This is a genomic window from Klebsiella sp. LTGPAF-6F, from assembly GCF_001753185.1.
GTDB lineage: Bacteria > Pseudomonadota > Gammaproteobacteria > Enterobacterales > Enterobacteriaceae > Klebsiella > Klebsiella michiganensis.
On sequence record NZ_CP017450.1, the window covers coordinates 2,498,130 to 2,514,049 of the forward strand.

Below are 15,920 nucleotides of genomic sequence, written 5' to 3' on the forward strand. Positions count from 1 at the left end.
GGTGGATGTGGGCCCGGTAATGTTGGATGTCGAAGGTTTTGAACTGGATGCGGAAGAGCGTGAGATTCTGGCGCATCCTTTGGTTGGCGGGCTGATCCTGTTTACCCGCAACTATCACGATCCGGCGCAGCTGCGTGAGCTGGTCCGCCAGATCCGCGAGGCCTCGCGCAACCATCTGGTGGTAGCGGTAGATCAGGAAGGCGGGCGCGTACAGCGTTTCCGCGAGGGCTTTACCCGCCTTCCCGCGGCGCAATCTTTCGCCGCGCTGCTCGGCATGGAGGAGGGCGGTAAGCTGGCCGCAGAGGCCGGCTGGCTCATGGCCAGCGAAATGATCGCCATGGATATTGATATCAGCTTTGCGCCGGTTCTGGACGTTGGGCATATCAGCGCCGCTATTGGCGAGCGATCCTATCACGACGATCCCGACAAAGCCCTGGCGATAGCTCGTCATTTTATTGACGGCATGCACGCCGCGGGAATGAAAACCACCGGTAAGCACTTTCCCGGACACGGCGCGGTGACGGCCGATTCCCATAAAGAGACGCCGCGCGATCCGCGCGCGGAAGCGGAAATTCGCGCCAGAGATATGGCCATCTTCCGTACGCTGATTGGCGAGCAGCGGCTTGATGCGATCATGCCCGCCCACGTCATCTACAGCGACGTTGACCCGCGTCCGGCCAGCGGATCTGCGCACTGGCTAAAAACGGTTCTGCGCGGTGAGCTGGGATTTGAAGGGGTGATTTTCTCTGACGATCTGTCGATGGAAGGGGCGGCGATTATGGGCAGCTACGCCGAGCGCGGCCAGGCATCGCTGGATGCGGGTTGCGATATGATCCTTGTCTGCAATAATCGTAAGGGTGCGGTCAGCGTGCTGGATAACCTGTCGCCGATCAAAGCAGAACGTGTTACGAAATTGTATCATAAAGGTTCCTTTAGCCGTCAGGCGTTAAGGGATTCCGCCCGCTGGAAGACGATCAGCGCGCAGCTTGAGCAGCTTCACGCGCGTTGGCAAGAGGCGAAATCCGCGTAATAAACCTGAAAGGCGTTGTTGTCTGGTGAGGATGCGATGATTATCTATTTACATGGTTTTGACTCAAACAGCCCCGGTAACCATGAGAAGGTGCTTCAGCTTCAGTTTATTGACCCCGATGTTCGGTTGATTAGCTACAGCACGCGGCATCCCAAACATGATATGCAGCACTTATTAAAAGAGGTCGATAAGATGCTGCAGCTGAGCGCCGACGATCGGCCGCTGATTTGCGGCGTGGGTCTCGGCGGCTTCTGGGCGGAGCGAATTGGCTTTCTTTGCGATATCCGCCAGGCCATTTTTAACCCGAACCTGTTTCCCAATGAAAACATGGAAGGGAAAATTGATCGGCCGGAAGAGTATGCGGATATTGCCACCAAATGCGTGAATAATTTCCGCGAAAAAAACCGCGATCGCTGCCTGGTGGTGCTATCTCGTCAGGACGAAGCGCTGAATAGCCAGCGTTCGGCGGACCTGCTGCACCATTACTATGAGATAATCTGGGATGAAGAGCAGACCCACAAGTTCAAGAATATCTCCCCGCATCTCCAGCGCATAAAAGCCTTCAAAACCCTCGGCTAAACGCGCGCCGGCCCGCAATGTGAAAACATCGCGGGCTTTTTTTTATTCATTTTTGCGATTCTGCGCTCAAAAAATATGCGGTAAAACTTGATGCATATCAATTTTGGTATGACCAATGCACCGTTCATGTTATTCTCGATCTCGCTGAATGGTTTCACTGCCGTAACCTGTTGTTAATTAAAGGTTATATGTATAACTTTTAATTAACAATTGGTTAATAATTTTAGGGGGTCGCGTGACTACGCCATTGAAAAAAATAGTGATTGTGGGTGGTGGTGCCGGTGGGCTGGAGCTGGCTACCCAGTTGGGTAAAAAGCTGGGCCGTAATAAAAAGGCCAAAATCACGCTGGTTGATCGTAACCACAGCCACCTGTGGAAACCGCTGCTGCATGAAGTGGCGACCGGTTCACTTGATGAAGGTGTAGACGCGCTGAGCTATCTTGCTCACGCCCGTAACCACGACTTCCAGTTCCAGCTGGGATCGGTGGTGGATATTAACCGTGAAACCAAAACGATCACCCTCGCCGAGCTGCATAACGAGAAGGGCGAGCTGCTGGTGCCCGAGCGTAAGCTGCCTTACGACACGCTGGTCATGGCGCTGGGAAGTACGTCGAACGACTTCAACACGCCTGGCGTGAAAGAGAACTGCATCTTCCTCGATAATCCGCATCAGGCGCGTCGTTTCCATCAGGAAATGCTGGATCTGTTCCTCAAGTATTCGGCGAACCTCGGGGCGAACGGCAAGGTGAATATCGCCATCGTCGGCGGCGGCGCGACCGGCGTTGAGCTGTCGGCCGAGCTGCACAATGCGGTGAAACAGCTGCACAGCTACGGCTACAAAGGTCTGACTAACGAAGCTTTGAACGTGACGCTGGTTGAAGCTGGCGAGCGTATTCTGCCCGCGCTGCCGCCGCGCATTTCCGGCGCCGCGCACAGCGAGCTGACCAAGCTTGGCGTCCGCGTATTGACCAAAACCATGGTCACCAGCGCCGATGCAAACGGTCTGCACACGAAAGAAGGCGAATTTATCAACGCTGACCTGATGGTCTGGGCGGCCGGGATTAAGGCGCCGGACTTTATGAAAGAGATTGGCGGTCTGGAGACTAACCGTATTAACCAGCTGGTGGTCGAACCGACGCTGCAAACGACGCGCGATGCGGATATTTACGCCATCGGCGACTGCGCGTCCTGCGCCCGCCCGGAAGGCGGTTTTGTCCCGCCGCGCGCTCAGGCTGCGCACCAGATGGCGACCTGCGCCCTGCACAATATTCTGGCGCAGATGAAAGGTAAGCCGCTGAAAGCTTATACCTATAAAGATCACGGTTCGCTGGTGTCGCTCTCTAACTATTCCACCGTGGGCAGCCTGATGGGCAACCTGATGCGCGGTTCAATGATGATCGAAGGTCGCATTGCGCGCTTCGTCTATATCTCTCTGTATCGCATGCACCAGATTGCGCTGCACGGCTACTTTAAAACCGGCCTGATGATGCTGGTAGGACGTATCAACCGCATTATTCGTCCGCGCCTGAAGCTGCATTAATGTCTCTGGGCGGCAAAGCCAGAAGGTTTTGTCCGCCCGTTTGCTTTTCGCATTAAGAGACTCATAGCCAGAATATCCTCCTTTCCTTGCCGGGAAACCCTCTCAGATTCCTCCGAATCCCGTTGATTTGCCACACGTTCACGCACTTTTCATCCGCTTTCTTATTTGCAAGCCTGATGCCTGGATTGCAAAATTACGGGCAATAGCAACGAAGGAGGAAGTCCCGTGAATAAATCAATGTTGGCGGGTATAGGAATTGGCGTGGCTGCCGCGCTGGGTGTCGCAGCCGTTGCCGGTCTTAACGTGTTAGATCGCGGCCCGCAGTATGCACAGGTAGTGTCCAGTACGCCGATAAAAGAGAGCGTCAAAACCCCGCGCCAGGAGTGCCGGAACGTCACCGTGACCCATCGTCGACCGGTGCAGGATGAAAACCGCATCGCCGGATCCGTGCTGGGCGCGGTAGCCGGCGGGGTTATTGGCCATCAGTTCGGCGGCGGACGCGGCCGCGACGTTGCCACCGTCGTGGGCGCGCTGGGCGGCGGCTATGCCGGTAACCAGATTCAGGGCTCAATGCAGGAAGGGGATACCTACACCACGACGCAGCAGCGCTGCAAAACGGTGTACGATAAATCAGAAAAAATGCTCGGCTACGATGTCACTTACAAAATCGGCGACCAGCAGGGCAAAATCCGTATGGATCGCGACCCTGGTACGCAAATCCCGCTGGACAGCAATGGCCAACTGATTCTGACTAACAAAGCGTAAAAAAGATGTGTATCTTTATTCGCCCCTCAGGCTCTCTGGCTGAGGGGCTTTTTTATCAGAAGCTCAAAGCGTAGTTCAGGCCGAAGGTGCGTCCGCGACCTTTATACTCGTAGAGAGAGCTGCTGCCGTAGGTCGGGCTATACAGCAGCGGCGCGCGCTGGCCCCAGACGGTGACATAATCTTCATTGAGCAGGTTCTCAATGCTGAAGGTCAGCTTGCCGAGGGGGAGCGCGTAGCTGCCGATAAAGTCTACCGTATTGTAGCCGTCGAGCTTGTTGCCGCTGGCATCGCTGATATCAAACACCTGCTGGCTCTGCACCCGCAGCGACCACGGTTCCGGCGCCCAACCAACCCACGCGGTGGCTTTTGACGGCGAGGCGAGAGTGACGTCCCACTTCTGCCAGCTACCGTCGCTTTTCACCTGCGATTTCAGCACGTTAAAGTTAGCTCCGGCGCTCCAGTCGCTGTTCGGGAAGTAGTAGTCCACCGCGCCCTCTACGCCATAAATACGGCGTTTATCGGACTGCACATCGATGGTCATATCGGTACGGTTAACGACGATCGTTTTATCGGAGGTCGAATAGTAAGCCGCCAGCTGAGTGCGCAGATTATCACCGGTGTAGCGCCAGCCCAGTTCGTACGAGTTAACTTTAATTCCCTGCAGCGGCGAATCGCCAACGTTCACGCTTGAGATAAGCGGAAGATGGCCGTTGACCGCCGCGCCGTACTTTCCGATGCCGTAGTATTTGCCCGGATCCGGCAGCTCAACGCCCTGAGAGAAGTTAAACCAGGTCTGCTGGCGATCGGTGAGATGGGCGACAATCCCGGCGTTAAACAGGAAGTTGTCGTAATCGGTTTTTCCGCCCGGAATGGCATCCGCTGAGCTGACCTTGCCGCTGGCGACATCCTGCTGCTGGGCATAGCCGACAAAATCATCGACCCGGTTTTCCGTCCACTGATAACGTACGCCGCCGCTGATAGTGAAGATGTCGTTCAGGTCATAGCTGGACTGCAGGAACGGCGCCAGGTTGGTAATGCTGTAGCCGGGATAACGGCCGGTGGTGTAGATAGCCTGGTTATTCAGACCGCCGGAAGACATAGACTGGCCCAAATCGAAGAACATCTGATTGGCGTTGAAGGTTTCGTGGTCGGCGTCCACTCCCCAGGTCAGATCCCAGCCATCCAGCGGCTGGCTATTCAGGGTGATCTTCGCGCCGTACTGATCGGTATCCTGCTTTGAAGAGGAGAAGCTGCTGACCTGGCCTTTGCTAAGCGTAGGGAAAGGGTAAAAAGTCAGGGATTCATCACGATAATAGACCTGGCTAACCAGATTCTGGCCGAGGAAATCGGCATCGGAATACTGCAGGCTTATCAGGTGACGTTCGGTGCCGGGGACGCGGTCGGAGTTCAGGCCATCGGTGGTAAAGGCTTTGCCGTCGCCGGTCACCGCCGACATATTTTTCCCGAGGTACAGACCGTAATCGTCGCCCTGGCTTTTATAGTACTGGGTTACCAGCTGCAGCTGACGGTTCTCGTCAATCTCAATGGTTCCCGTTCCCATCACATCCAGGCGGTCGGAATGCTGAAGCCCGGTCTGGGTATTATCAAGGATCAGCGCATCATTATTGCCATCATACCAGCCGCCAAAACGCTGATAGGCGACCGATAAACGGCCGGAAGCGTGGTCGGTACCGCCGCTGACCGCTGCCGCCACGCGTTCATCATGATCGTTGCTGTTGGCAAAGCCGGTTTTGCTCCCCAGCTCCAGGTCAACCTGGCGCTCCTGCTGGCCCTTTTTGGTGACGATATTAATAAGGCCGCCGGTACTACCGCCGCCGTACAACGATGTGGCGCCGGAGATCACCTCGATATGCTCAATGTTAAACGGATCGATAGAATCCAGCTGGCGGCTGTCGGTACGGGAGGAGTTAAGGCGAACGCCGTCAATCAGCACGACGATCGCGCGGCCGCGCATATTCATGCCGTAGTTGGTGCGTCCCTGGCTGCTGACGTCGATGCCGGGGATCAGCTGCGCCAGCACGTCTTTAAATTCTTTTCCGCCCTGAACTTGCTGTTCAATTTCCTGGCCTTCGATAACCCAGGTGGTCTGGGCCATTTCAGCGACGGTGCGGTGCGTTCGGTTTGCGCTGACGATCATGCTGTCATCAGCGGCCCAGGCGGGCAGGGCGGTTGCCAGCAGCAGTGGGTTAAGCACCCAGAGACGCTTGTTCATGCTCATTCCTTTTATGAGTTTATGCCCGTCATTCTTCAAGTTGCAGGTGTGTTGACTGCGGATTATTCGGCCCATCCATGGGCCTCGCCCCTACGGGGCCAGCGCTAGCGCAGATCAAGGCACAAGTGCCATGTCCTGCAACTCGAATTATTTAGGGCTTACGATATCGTTGTTTTCGTTATTCGGTACGGGCGTACCGGTTGTTACACAGTGAAATATACAGAAACGTTTAAGACCGAATTTTGCCCGTATTGATTATTGTTATCAATATCATTCTCGCGAAATGAACAAAATAAATGACTGAAAACATTGCGTTATGTAGGGATAAAGGGGAGGGGAACCGGTGGGGAGCCCACCGGTAAGCGAGGTGTTAGCGCTGAAGAACCTGGGGCCACAGACGCAGCGTGGTCTCGGCGATTTGCATGATTTTAGTGAAGTCGGCGCCTTCGCGGGCGCTGATCGACATGCCTTGTAATATGCAGTTAAGGAACTGCGCCAGCTGACGTACGTCGCCGTCTGGCGGCAGCTCGCCGCGCAGCTGCCGCTGCTGGAGAAACTGCGTTAGCGTTTGTTCCTGCATCGCGTGCCGGGACTTAACGGTATTGGCGATATCGGTGGACGCCGCCGCCAGCGCTGCGGAGGTATTAATCATAAAGCAGCCTGCCGGCGTTTCTTTGCTGGTAAAGCAAGTCGCGACGGCGGTGAAGTAGTCGCGTAATGCTCGATCGACGCTTTTCTCTTCGTCAAAGAGGAGCGCTTCGTGCCTGGCGGCAAAACGCGCGATGTAGCGATCCAGCACCGCGCGAAACAACCCCTCTTTATTCACAAATTCCGCGTAGAGCGTAGGCGCTTTTGCGCCCGTCGCCTCCACTAAATCGGCGAGAGAGGTCGCTTCATAGCCGTGCTGCCAGAAGAGTGTCATGGCCTTATCCAGCGCCGCTTCCCTGTCGAACACTTTAGGTCGGCCACGGCTTTTTTTTGTGCAACTTTGAACGTCAGTTGTCATGATGCCGCTGTACCTGTGTTGGTTTGTTGAAAGGGCATTATAAAAATAAACCTTACGTGCTACCAGCGATGTTGCTCTAAAAATAAATAATTCATATATGTATGAATTTTAAGCTGTTTATAAATAGTTAAACGGTCGTTATAAAAATAGTTTGACGTGTGATGTGGATCACATTATCATTTCCCTATCGATCGTTAATTAAATGCGTTCGCCCCTACAAAAACATTCATCTGCACAGGTATAACAATCATGAAAAACGTTAAAACACTCGCTATCGCCGCTGTTCTTAGCTCACTCTCTTTCGCCAGCTTCGCCGCTGTAGAAGTTCAGTCAACGCCGGCGGGTCAGCATAAAATCGGTACCGTTTCCGCTTCAGCCGGGACCAACCTGGGTTCGCTGGAAGATCAGCTGGCGCAAAAAGCGGAAGAGATGGGCGCAACCTCTTACCGTATTACGTCCGTAACCGGTCCTAACACCCTTCACGGGACTGCGGTTATCTACAAATAATTTTTTGAACTACCCCTGTTATGCCACTGACCACGCGCGGATCTGACCCCCTTCAGCAGTCCGCGTAAAGTAAGAAGTACGTTGTTCTCTGACGAGAGGCGGTGCCCACCCCTTATATGGCGCCGCAACCCGCAGAAAAGCAGGACCCTGTTTGATTATTGCCATAAAAAAAACCGCCTCAGTGAACTGAAGGCGGTTTTTTTTCGTCGGCAGTTTAGCGAACTAGAGCGACTGCTCCGTTACGCGATGGTGGCGGGTGACGTCAATCGGCATGCCCGAACGCAGCATCATCGCGCGTTCCATTACCTCGGTGTCGGTTAACTGTGCCTGCTTAAACGCCTGCATGCTGTCGGTAAGGGTAATGGGCAGCGTCTGCGGGTCGTCATCAATATGTTTTGACAGCGGCTGATGGACCTCCACCAGACGGGTGCCGTTCGGCTCCACGGACACCTTGATTGGCGTATTGATAATCGTCACCCTGGTGCCAGGGGTGATTTCGTTGTACAACGCTTTGATGTCGTCATCGCGCAGGCGAATACAGCCGGAGCTGACGCGCATGCCTATGCCGAAGTCGGCGTTGGTGCCGTGCAGCAGATACACGCCGCCGTACGCCGCCAGGCGAATAGCGTGGTGCCCCATGGGGTTATCCGGGCCAGCGGGCATGACGGCGGGCAGGTCAATGCCCATTGCTTTATAGCGGGCGCGAATATTGGCCGTCGGCGTCCAGGTCGGGTTGGCGCGTTTGTCGGAGACGGTGGTGACCATTGTCGGCGTGATGGTGTCGCCGCCGAGCTGACCAATGCCGATAGGATAAACGGTCACTTCACTTCTTCCTGGCGGGTAGTAATAGAGGCGAAGTTCGGCCAGGTTAAGGACTAATCCTTCGCGCGGCGCGTCGGGCAGCAGGGTTTGCAGCGGAATCGTCAGCACGCTACCGGCTCGTGGAACATACGGATCCACCCCGGGGTTAGCCTGGAGCAGGGCCAGAAAACCGACGTTGTACTTTTTGGCGATCGCTTCGAGCGAGCCGCCGTTATTCTCGACGACATGAAACTGGTTTTGCCCGACCAGACGGCTGCCCGGAGGCGGCAGGGGCCAGGTATTGGCGCGAGCGGGCAGCGCCAGCGCGGCGGCGATAGCTATCATCCCCAGCCAGAGAGAAATTCGCGTAAAGCTTTTCATCACCCTAATCCCATAATAAGTAAGTGGTTATTTTTATACGAAAAGTCCCTGAGATTATGGCGAAGCGAGTGTCTGGAAGTTCAGAGGGATTGCAAAATGTTTGTAAATTTTGCCGAACAAGTGGGGAGGGGCGGGATACGACGCACAGGCCGCATCCCGCCTGCTATCAGGCGGCGGCGTTCTCTTCGAGCTGGCGCATAAACTGGCGCACCCACTCCATCCGCGTTTTACGCTCGGCAAGGTCCTGCGTAAACTTGAGGCGCGTTGGGCCATCCAGGCGATAGTGCTGAGGCTGCTTTTGCAACAGGCCAATCAGCCACATCGGATTCACGTTATTCTTCTCGTTAAACTCAATGGTGCCGCCCTTTTCGTTGCTCTCCAGCTTGCGGATCCCCAGCTTCTGCGCCTGCTGGCGCAGTCGGGCGATATCGAGCAGGTTTCTTGCCGGGTCGGGCAGCAGGCCAAAGCGATCGATAAGCTCGACTTTGATCTCCTCCAGCTCATTCTCGTTCTTCGCGCTGGCAATGCGTTTGTAGAACGACAGGCGCGTATTCACATCCGGGATAAAGTCGTCCGGGAGCAGCGACGGCATCCGTAGCTCAACTTCGGTCTGCTGACTGGTAAGATCCTCCAGCGAGGGTTCGCGGCCTGCTTTCAGCGCGTCAACGGCATTTTCCAGCAGCTCCATATAGAGGGAGAAGCCGATGGTTTCCATGGAACCGCTCTGATCCTCGCCCAACAGTTCACCCGCGCCGCGAATTTCGAGGTCATGCGTTGCCAGCGCGAAACCAGCGCCGAGATCTTCCAGCGATGCAATCGCCTCAAGGCGTTTTTGCGCATCGGTGGTCATCGCCTTCGGATGCGGGGTCAGCAGCCAGGCATAGGCCTGATGGTGCGAACGACCGACGCGACCGCGTAGCTGGTGCAGCTGTGCGAGACCGAAGTGATCGGCGCGCTCGATAATAATGGTGTTCGCCGTTGGAATGTCGATCCCGGTTTCGATAATGGTGGTGCACACCAGCACGTTAAAGCGCTGGTGATGGAAATCGTTCATCACCCGTTCGAGTTCGCGCTCGCGCATCTGGCCGTGACCGATGGTAATGCGCGCTTCCGGCACCAGCTCCGCCAGCCTCTCGGCGGCTTTCTGGATGTTTTCCACGTCATTATAGAGGTAGTAAACCTGGCCGCCGCGCAGTACCTCACGCAGGATCGCCTCGCGGACCACCAGCGCGTCATATTCGCGGACGAAGGTTTTGACCGCCAGACGGCGGGCGGGCGGGGTGGCGATGATCGACAGATCGCGCATACCGCTCATCGCCATATTCAGCGTACGCGGAATAGGCGTGGCGGTCAGGGTCAGGATATCGACGTCGGCGCGCATCGCCTTGATGCGCTCTTTATGGCGCACGCCGAAGCGGTGCTCTTCATCAACAATCAGCAGGCCGAGATCGCGCAGCTTAACGTCCGGCTGCAGCAGTTTATGGGTGCCGATAAGAATATCGACTTTCCCTTCCGCGACCTGCTCGAGGATCTGCGCCTGCTCTTTGGCGCTACGAAAGCGCGAGAGCATCTCGATGCGCACCGGCCAGTTGGCGAAGCGATCGCGAAAGTTATCGAAGTGCTGCTGGGCGAGCAGGGTGGTCGGCACCAGCACCGCCACCTGCTTATGGTTTTCAACCGCCAGAAACGCGGCGCGCATCGCCACTTCCGTTTTGCCGAAGCCGACATCGCCGCACACCAGACGGTCCATCGCCAGCGGCTGACACATATCGCTTAGTACGGCGTTAATAGCCTGCGCCTGATCGGGCGTGGTCTCGAACGGGAAGCCGTCGCAGAACAGCTGATATTGCTCTTTATCATGTTTAAACGCGTAGCCCGCTTTCGCCGCACGCTGAGCGTAGATATCCAGCAGTTCGGCGGCCACGTCGCGCACTTTCTCGGCCGCTTTCTGCCGCGCCCGCGCCCAGACGTCGCCGCCCAGTTTATGCAGCGGCGCATTCTCTTCCGCGCCGCCCGCATAGCGGCTAATCAGATGCAGCGACGACACCGGCACGTACAGTTTGGCATCGTTGGCGTAGGTCAGCATCAGGTATTCGCCGTTGATGCCGCCCGCTTCAAGGGTGGTCATTCCGGCGTAGCGCCCAACTCCATGCTCAAGATGCACCACCGGTTGGCCGATATGCAGCTCCGCCAGGTTACGAATCAACGTATCGGGATTGATGGTGCGGCGAGAGTCCTGACGACGGCGCGCGACGCGCTCGCCCAGCAGGTCGCTTTCGCAAATCAGCGCCAGATTACGCTGGCTATCGACGAAACCATGCTCGGCGGCGCCGATCATCAGATAGCGGCCATTACCCGTCGCCTCTTCAAGACGCAGGATATGCTTTGGCGCGATTTTAATACGCGCCAGCATTTCGCCAAGCGCCTCTCGACGCCCCTCGCTCTCGACCGAAAAAATCACCGGCCCGCTGAAGGACTCGAGGAATCGGCGCAGGTTATCCAGCGGCGCTTTGTTCTGCGCCTGGATCGCCAGCTCGGGTAATTTCTGATAACCGAGATTGGTGTTGGCGGCTTTTTCCGCCAGACGCTCGGTTTTGAGCTGGACGCGCGGCCATTTTTTGAGCTCGCTAAACAGCTCATCGCTGCGCAGCCACAGCTGTTCCGGCGGCAAAAGCGGGCGCATCGGGTCGACGCCGCGGTTTTCAAAGCGGGCGCGGGTTTCGTTCTGGAAGCGTTCGGCGCTGGCCTCCAGATCGCCGGTATTAACGATCAGCGTTTTCGCCGGGAAATAGCTGAACAGCGGCGGCAGCGGCTCGTTAAAGAACAGCGGCTGCCAGTATTCGATTCCCGCGGGCAGCGTGCCTTTACTGACCTGCTGATAAATATGCTCGGCGTCGCGTTTGACCTCAAAGCGGTCGCGCCACTGGCTGCGGAATAGCTCGATAGCGGCCTGGTCCGTCGGGAATTCGTGCGCCGGAAGCAGGTTAATGCTGGCGACTTCCTCCAGCGTACGCTGGCTGTCGACGTCGAACAGACGCAGGCTGTCTATCTCATCATCAAAAAAATCGAGACGGTAGGGCTGCTCGCTGCCCATAGGAAAAAGGTCAAGCAATGCGCCGCGCGTGGCGTACTCGCCGTGCTCCATCACCTGGTCGACGTGACGATAGCCGGCGCTATCCAGCTGGGAGCGCAGCGCATCCCGCGACAGGCGCTGGCCTTTTTTCATCACCAGCGCGTGGCCGTGGAGGAAATTATGCGGACAGACGCGCTGCATCAGGGTGCTGACCGGGATAATCAGTACGCCGCGTTCCATGGTCGGGAGCTGGTACAGGGTGGCGAGACGGGAAGAGATAATGTCCTGGTGCGGGGAAAAGCTATCGTAGGGGAGGGTTTCCCAATCCGCCAGGCCCGCCACCATGCTATCGGTAAACTGCCTGATTTCATCATTCAGACGCAGGGCGTTTTGCATATCGGGGGCAATCAGTACCACCGGTCCGCCGTGGCGCTCGGCCATTTCCGCCACCAGAGTGGCGCAGGCCGCGCCGGTCAGTTCGCCAATCTGGCGCTGATCGCCGGCTTTAACCGGCAGAGAGTATCGGTATTGTTCAGGCATAGACGGTATCATGATCTCTTGGGTATTCGCTCTGCCGATATGGAGGGCAACTCGCTGATATTCAATAGTGAGATTATCCGCGATCGACCCGGATTCGCCAACCCGTATCGCAAACATCCTGTCGTGGCCAAAAATGTAACGAACTCCGATAAGCGTAAAGTTAAATAATGACTTACCTGTCTATCTTGTTGTTTATATTGATGTTTTGCTATTTTTGTCAATAAAATCTACAGGTATCAGTCATTTACGCTGCCCATAATCGCTTATATACTCGGGCATCGGCTATCAGCAATCAGATGGATTACATGTATCAACCTGCCGCACTCTTTATCGGCCTTCGCTATATGCGTGGGCGCGCAGCCGACCGCTTCGGTCGTTTCGTCTCCTGGCTTTCGACCATCGGCATTACGCTTGGCGTGATGGCGCTGGTGACCGTTCTTTCGGTGATGAACGGCTTTGAACGCGAGCTGCAAAACAACATCCTGGGGCTGATGCCGCAGGCCATCCTTAGCGCCAAGCAGGGGTCTGTAAACCCGCAACAGCTGCCGGAAAGCGCGGCCAGATTACAGGGAGTCACCCGCGTGGCGCCGCTGACCACCGGCGATGTGGTGCTGCAAAGCGCCCGCAGCGTGGCGGTCGGCGTGATGCTCGGCATCGACCCGGCGCAAAAAGATCCCCTGACGCCCTACCTGGTTAACGTCAAGCAGAGCGATCTGCAGGCCGGCAAGTATAACGTCATCCTGGGCGAACAGCTGGCAGGACAGCTGGGCGTCAATCGCGGCGATCAAATCCGCGTGATGGTGCCTTCCGCCAGCCAGTTTACCCCGATGGGGCGGCTTCCCAGCCAGCGCCTGTTTAACGTAATCGGTACCTTTGCCGCCAGCAGTGAAGTCGATGGTTATCAAATGTTGACCAACATCGACGACGCCTCGCGCCTGATGCGCTACCCGCAGGGAAATATTACCGGCTGGCGGCTGTGGCTGAATCAGCCTTTACAGGTGGATACCCTCAGCCAGCAGACGCTGCCGGAAGGGACCAAATGGCAGGACTGGCGCGAGCGTAAAGGCGAGCTGTTCCAGGCCGTGCGGATGGAAAAAAATATGATGGGCCTGCTGCTGAGCCTGATCGTCGCCGTCGCCGCCTTTAACATCATTACCTCTCTGGGAATGATGGTGATGGAAAAGCAGGGCGAGGTGGCGATTCTCCAGACCCTCGGCCTGACGCCGCGGCAGATCATGCTGGTCTTTATGGTCCAGGGCGCGAGCGCCGGGATCGTCGGCGCGCTGCTTGGCGCCGGGCTGGGCGCGCTGCTGGCCAGCCAGCTGAATAATTTGATGCCGATTATCGGCGCGTTCCTCGACGGCGCCGCGCTGCCGGTGGCCATTGAGCCGCTGCAGGTCATTGTGATTGCCCTGGTGGCAATGGTGCTGGCATTACTCTCTACGTTGTATCCTTCATGGCGCGCTGCCGCCACTCAACCCGCTGAGGCTTTACGTTATGAATAAGATCCTGCTGCAATGCGACAACCTGTGCAAACGCTATCAGGAAGGCACCGTGCAAACCGACGTGTTGCATGATGTCAGCTTCAGCATTGAGGAGGGTGAGATGATGGCGATTGTCGGTACCTCCGGTTCCGGCAAAAGTACGCTGCTGCATCTGCTTGGCGGGCTGGATACGCCGACCTCCGGCGACGTTATCTTTTCCGGCCAGCCGATGAGCCAGCTCTCCGCCGCCGCCCGCGCCGATCTGCGCAACCGCGAACTGGGCTTTATCTATCAGTTTCACCACCTCTTACCAGATTTTACCGCGCTGGAAAACGTGGCGATGCCGCTGCTGATTGGTAAGCAGAAGGCGGCGGATATCGAGCGGCAGGCGAAAGCGATGCTGCGCGCCGTCGGGCTTGAGCACCGCAGCGACCACCGTCCGTCGGAGCTCTCCGGCGGCGAGCGTCAGCGCGTTGCGATTGCCCGTGCGCTGGTCAATAAACCGCGCCTGGTGCTGGCGGACGAGCCCACCGGTAACCTTGACGCCCGCAACGCCGACAGCATTTTTCAGCTGCTTGGCGAGCTGAACGTGGCGCAGCGTACCGCCTTCCTGGTGGTGACCCACGACCTGCAGCTGGCAAAACGCATGAGCCGCCAGCTGGAGATGCGCGACGGGCGCCTGACAGCCGAACTCTCCCTGATGGGGGCTGAGTAATGGCTTCTCCGTTATCGTTATTGATTGCCCTGCGCTTCAGCCGTGGACGGCGGCGCGGTGGGATGGTGTCGCTGATTTCGGTTATTTCGACGATCGGTATCGCGCTGGGCGTGGCGGTGTTGATCGTTGGCCTGAGCGCGATGAACGGCTTCGAACGCGAGCTCAACAACCGCATTCTGGCGGTGGTCCCGCACGGTGAGATTGAACCGGTGAACCAGCCGTGGAACAACTGGAACGAGGCGCTGGCGAAGGTTGAGAAGGTCAAAGGCATCGTTGCCGCGGCGCCATATATTAACTTCACCGGGCTGGTGGAGAGCGGCAGCAATATGCGCGCCATCCAGGTGAAAGGCGTTGACCCGCAGCAGGAGAGCCGTCTCAGTTCGCTGCCCAACTTTGTGCAGAACAATGCGTGGGCCAGCTTTAAAGCCGGCGAACAGCAGGTGATCCTCGGTAAAGGCGTCGCCGATGCCCTGCACGTTAAGCAGGGGGACTGGGTGTCAATTATGATCCCTAACTCCGATGCCGAGCATCAGCTGCTGCAGCCAAAGCGCGTCAGGCTTCACGTCGCCGGTATTTTGCAGCTCAGCGGTCAGCTCGATCATAGTTTTGCCATGATTCCCATGCAGGATGCGCAGCAGTACCTTGATATGGGCAGCAGCGTGACGGGGATCGCCATCAAAGTGACCGACGTGTTTCATGCCAACACCCTGGTACGCGATGCGGGCCAGGTGACCAATAGCTACGTTTATATCAAGAGCTGGATAGGCACCTACGGCTATATGTACCGGGACATTCAGATGATCCGCGCCATTATGTACCTGGCGATGGTGCTGGTGATTGGCGTGGCCTGCTTTAACATCGTCTCGACCCTGGTGATGGCGGTGAAAGATAAAAGCGGCGATATTGCGGTGCTGCGCACGCTTGGCGCAAAAGACGGGCTGATCCGCGCGATTTTCGTATGGTATGGTTTACTTGCCGGTTCGGTAGGGAGCCTGATTGGGGTGGCGATTGGCGTTATCTGCGCCTTTAAGCTGACCGCAATCATTAACGGTATTGAGAACCTGATCGGGCATAAATTCCTCTCCGGCGACATCTATTTTATTGACTTCCTGCCGTCTGAACTGCACTGGCTGGACGTCGTTTACGTGCTGGTGACGGCACTGTTGCTGAGTTTGCTGGCCAGCTGGTATCCCGCCCGCCGCGCCAGCCGCATTGACCCGGCGAGGGTGCTGAGTGGCCAGTAATTTATCGTCATGGTCGGCTTTG

The 15,920-nt window shown here is 56.8% G+C and carries 12 protein-coding genes and 2 pseudogenes; 9 read left to right on the forward strand and 5 right to left on the reverse strand.

The window, feature by feature from the left end; translation table 11 throughout:
- The first annotated feature begins 19 nt into the window (after positions 1-19).
- The 4 genes from nagZ (at position 20) to BJF97_RS11670 (ending at position 3,914) form a co-directional block, all read left to right on the forward strand.
- Entirely contained in the window at positions 20-1,030 is a 1,011-nt protein-coding gene (nagZ, locus tag BJF97_RS11655) for a beta-N-acetylhexosaminidase (protein ID WP_029946910.1), read from the forward strand.
- A gap of 36 nt (positions 1,031-1,066) precedes the next feature.
- A complete protein-coding gene (gene ycfP / locus BJF97_RS11660; RefSeq protein ID WP_004849931.1) occupies positions 1,067-1,609 on the forward strand; it encodes an alpha/beta hydrolase YcfP in 543 nt (180 codons plus the stop codon).
- Between the two features lie 235 nt (positions 1,610-1,844).
- Positions 1,845-3,149, forward strand: coding sequence for an NAD(P)/FAD-dependent oxidoreductase (locus BJF97_RS11665; protein ID WP_004849932.1), 1,305 nt, complete (start codon positions 1,845-1,847; stop codon positions 3,147-3,149).
- 225 nt (positions 3,150-3,374) lie between these two features.
- Complete coding sequence (locus BJF97_RS11670; RefSeq protein WP_004131424.1) at positions 3,375-3,914, forward strand: glycine zipper 2TM domain-containing protein; 540 nt, start codon at positions 3,375-3,377, stop codon at positions 3,912-3,914.
- Positions 3,915-3,969: 55 nt separating this feature from the next.
- Here the strand turns inward: BJF97_RS11670 and BJF97_RS11675 are convergent, their stop codons facing one another.
- From BJF97_RS11675 to BJF97_RS35070, 3 genes and pseudogenes are all read right to left on the reverse strand, one after another.
- Positions 3,970-6,147, reverse strand: coding sequence for a TonB-dependent siderophore receptor (locus BJF97_RS11675; RefSeq protein WP_014228851.1), 2,178 nt, complete (start codon positions 6,145-6,147; stop codon positions 3,970-3,972).
- Positions 6,148-6,517: 370 nt separating this feature from the next.
- A complete protein-coding gene (locus BJF97_RS11680; RefSeq protein WP_004849937.1) occupies positions 6,518-7,153 on the reverse strand; it encodes a TetR/AcrR family transcriptional regulator in 636 nt (211 codons plus the stop codon).
- A gap of 62 nt (positions 7,154-7,215) precedes the next feature.
- Positions 7,216-7,278, reverse strand: a pseudogene (locus BJF97_RS35070) (hypothetical protein); the annotation flags it as partial.
- A gap of 124 nt (positions 7,279-7,402) precedes the next feature.
- Between BJF97_RS35070 and bhsA the strand changes: the two are divergent.
- Positions 7,403-7,660 carry a multiple stress resistance protein BhsA gene (gene bhsA / locus BJF97_RS11685; protein WP_004131427.1) on the forward strand — a complete coding sequence of 86 codons (258 nt, stop codon included), beginning with the start codon at positions 7,403-7,405 and terminating at the stop codon, positions 7,658-7,660.
- Positions 7,661-7,882: 222 nt separating this feature from the next.
- On the opposite strand, the gene ldtC is transcribed toward bhsA, so the two are convergent.
- Both ldtC and mfd read right to left on the reverse strand, forming a co-directional pair.
- Positions 7,883-8,842 carry a L,D-transpeptidase LdtC gene (gene ldtC, locus BJF97_RS11690; RefSeq protein ID WP_014838097.1) on the reverse strand — a complete coding sequence of 320 codons (960 nt, stop codon included), beginning with the start codon at positions 8,840-8,842 and terminating at the stop codon, positions 7,883-7,885.
- A 166-nt stretch (positions 8,843-9,008) separates the two neighbouring features.
- Complete coding sequence (mfd, locus tag BJF97_RS11695) at positions 9,009-12,455, reverse strand: transcription-repair coupling factor (protein WP_014228854.1); 3,447 nt, start codon at positions 12,453-12,455, stop codon at positions 9,009-9,011.
- Between the two features lie 39 nt (positions 12,456-12,494).
- On the opposite strand from mfd, the pseudogene BJF97_RS35645 reads away from it, so the two are divergent.
- From BJF97_RS35645 to lolE, 4 genes and pseudogenes are all read left to right on the forward strand, one after another.
- Positions 12,495-12,560: pseudogene (locus BJF97_RS35645) on the forward strand (hypothetical protein); the annotation flags it as partial.
- 200 nt (positions 12,561-12,760) lie between these two features.
- Entirely contained in the window at positions 12,761-13,960 is a 1,200-nt protein-coding gene (lolC, locus tag BJF97_RS11700) for a lipoprotein-releasing ABC transporter permease subunit LolC (RefSeq protein WP_004849945.1), read from the forward strand.
- The gene (gene lolD, locus BJF97_RS11705; protein WP_014228855.1) at positions 13,953-14,654 is read left to right on the forward strand and encodes a lipoprotein-releasing ABC transporter ATP-binding protein LolD; all 702 of its coding nucleotides are present in this window, start codon (positions 13,953-13,955) and stop codon (positions 14,652-14,654) included. The genes lolC and lolD overlap by 8 nt, the downstream gene beginning before the upstream one ends.
- Complete coding sequence (lolE, locus tag BJF97_RS11710) at positions 14,654-15,898, forward strand: lipoprotein-releasing ABC transporter permease subunit LolE (protein WP_014228856.1); 1,245 nt, start codon at positions 14,654-14,656, stop codon at positions 15,896-15,898. Before lolD ends, lolE begins: the two co-directional genes overlap by 1 nt.
- Positions 15,899-15,920 lie beyond the last annotated feature (22 nt).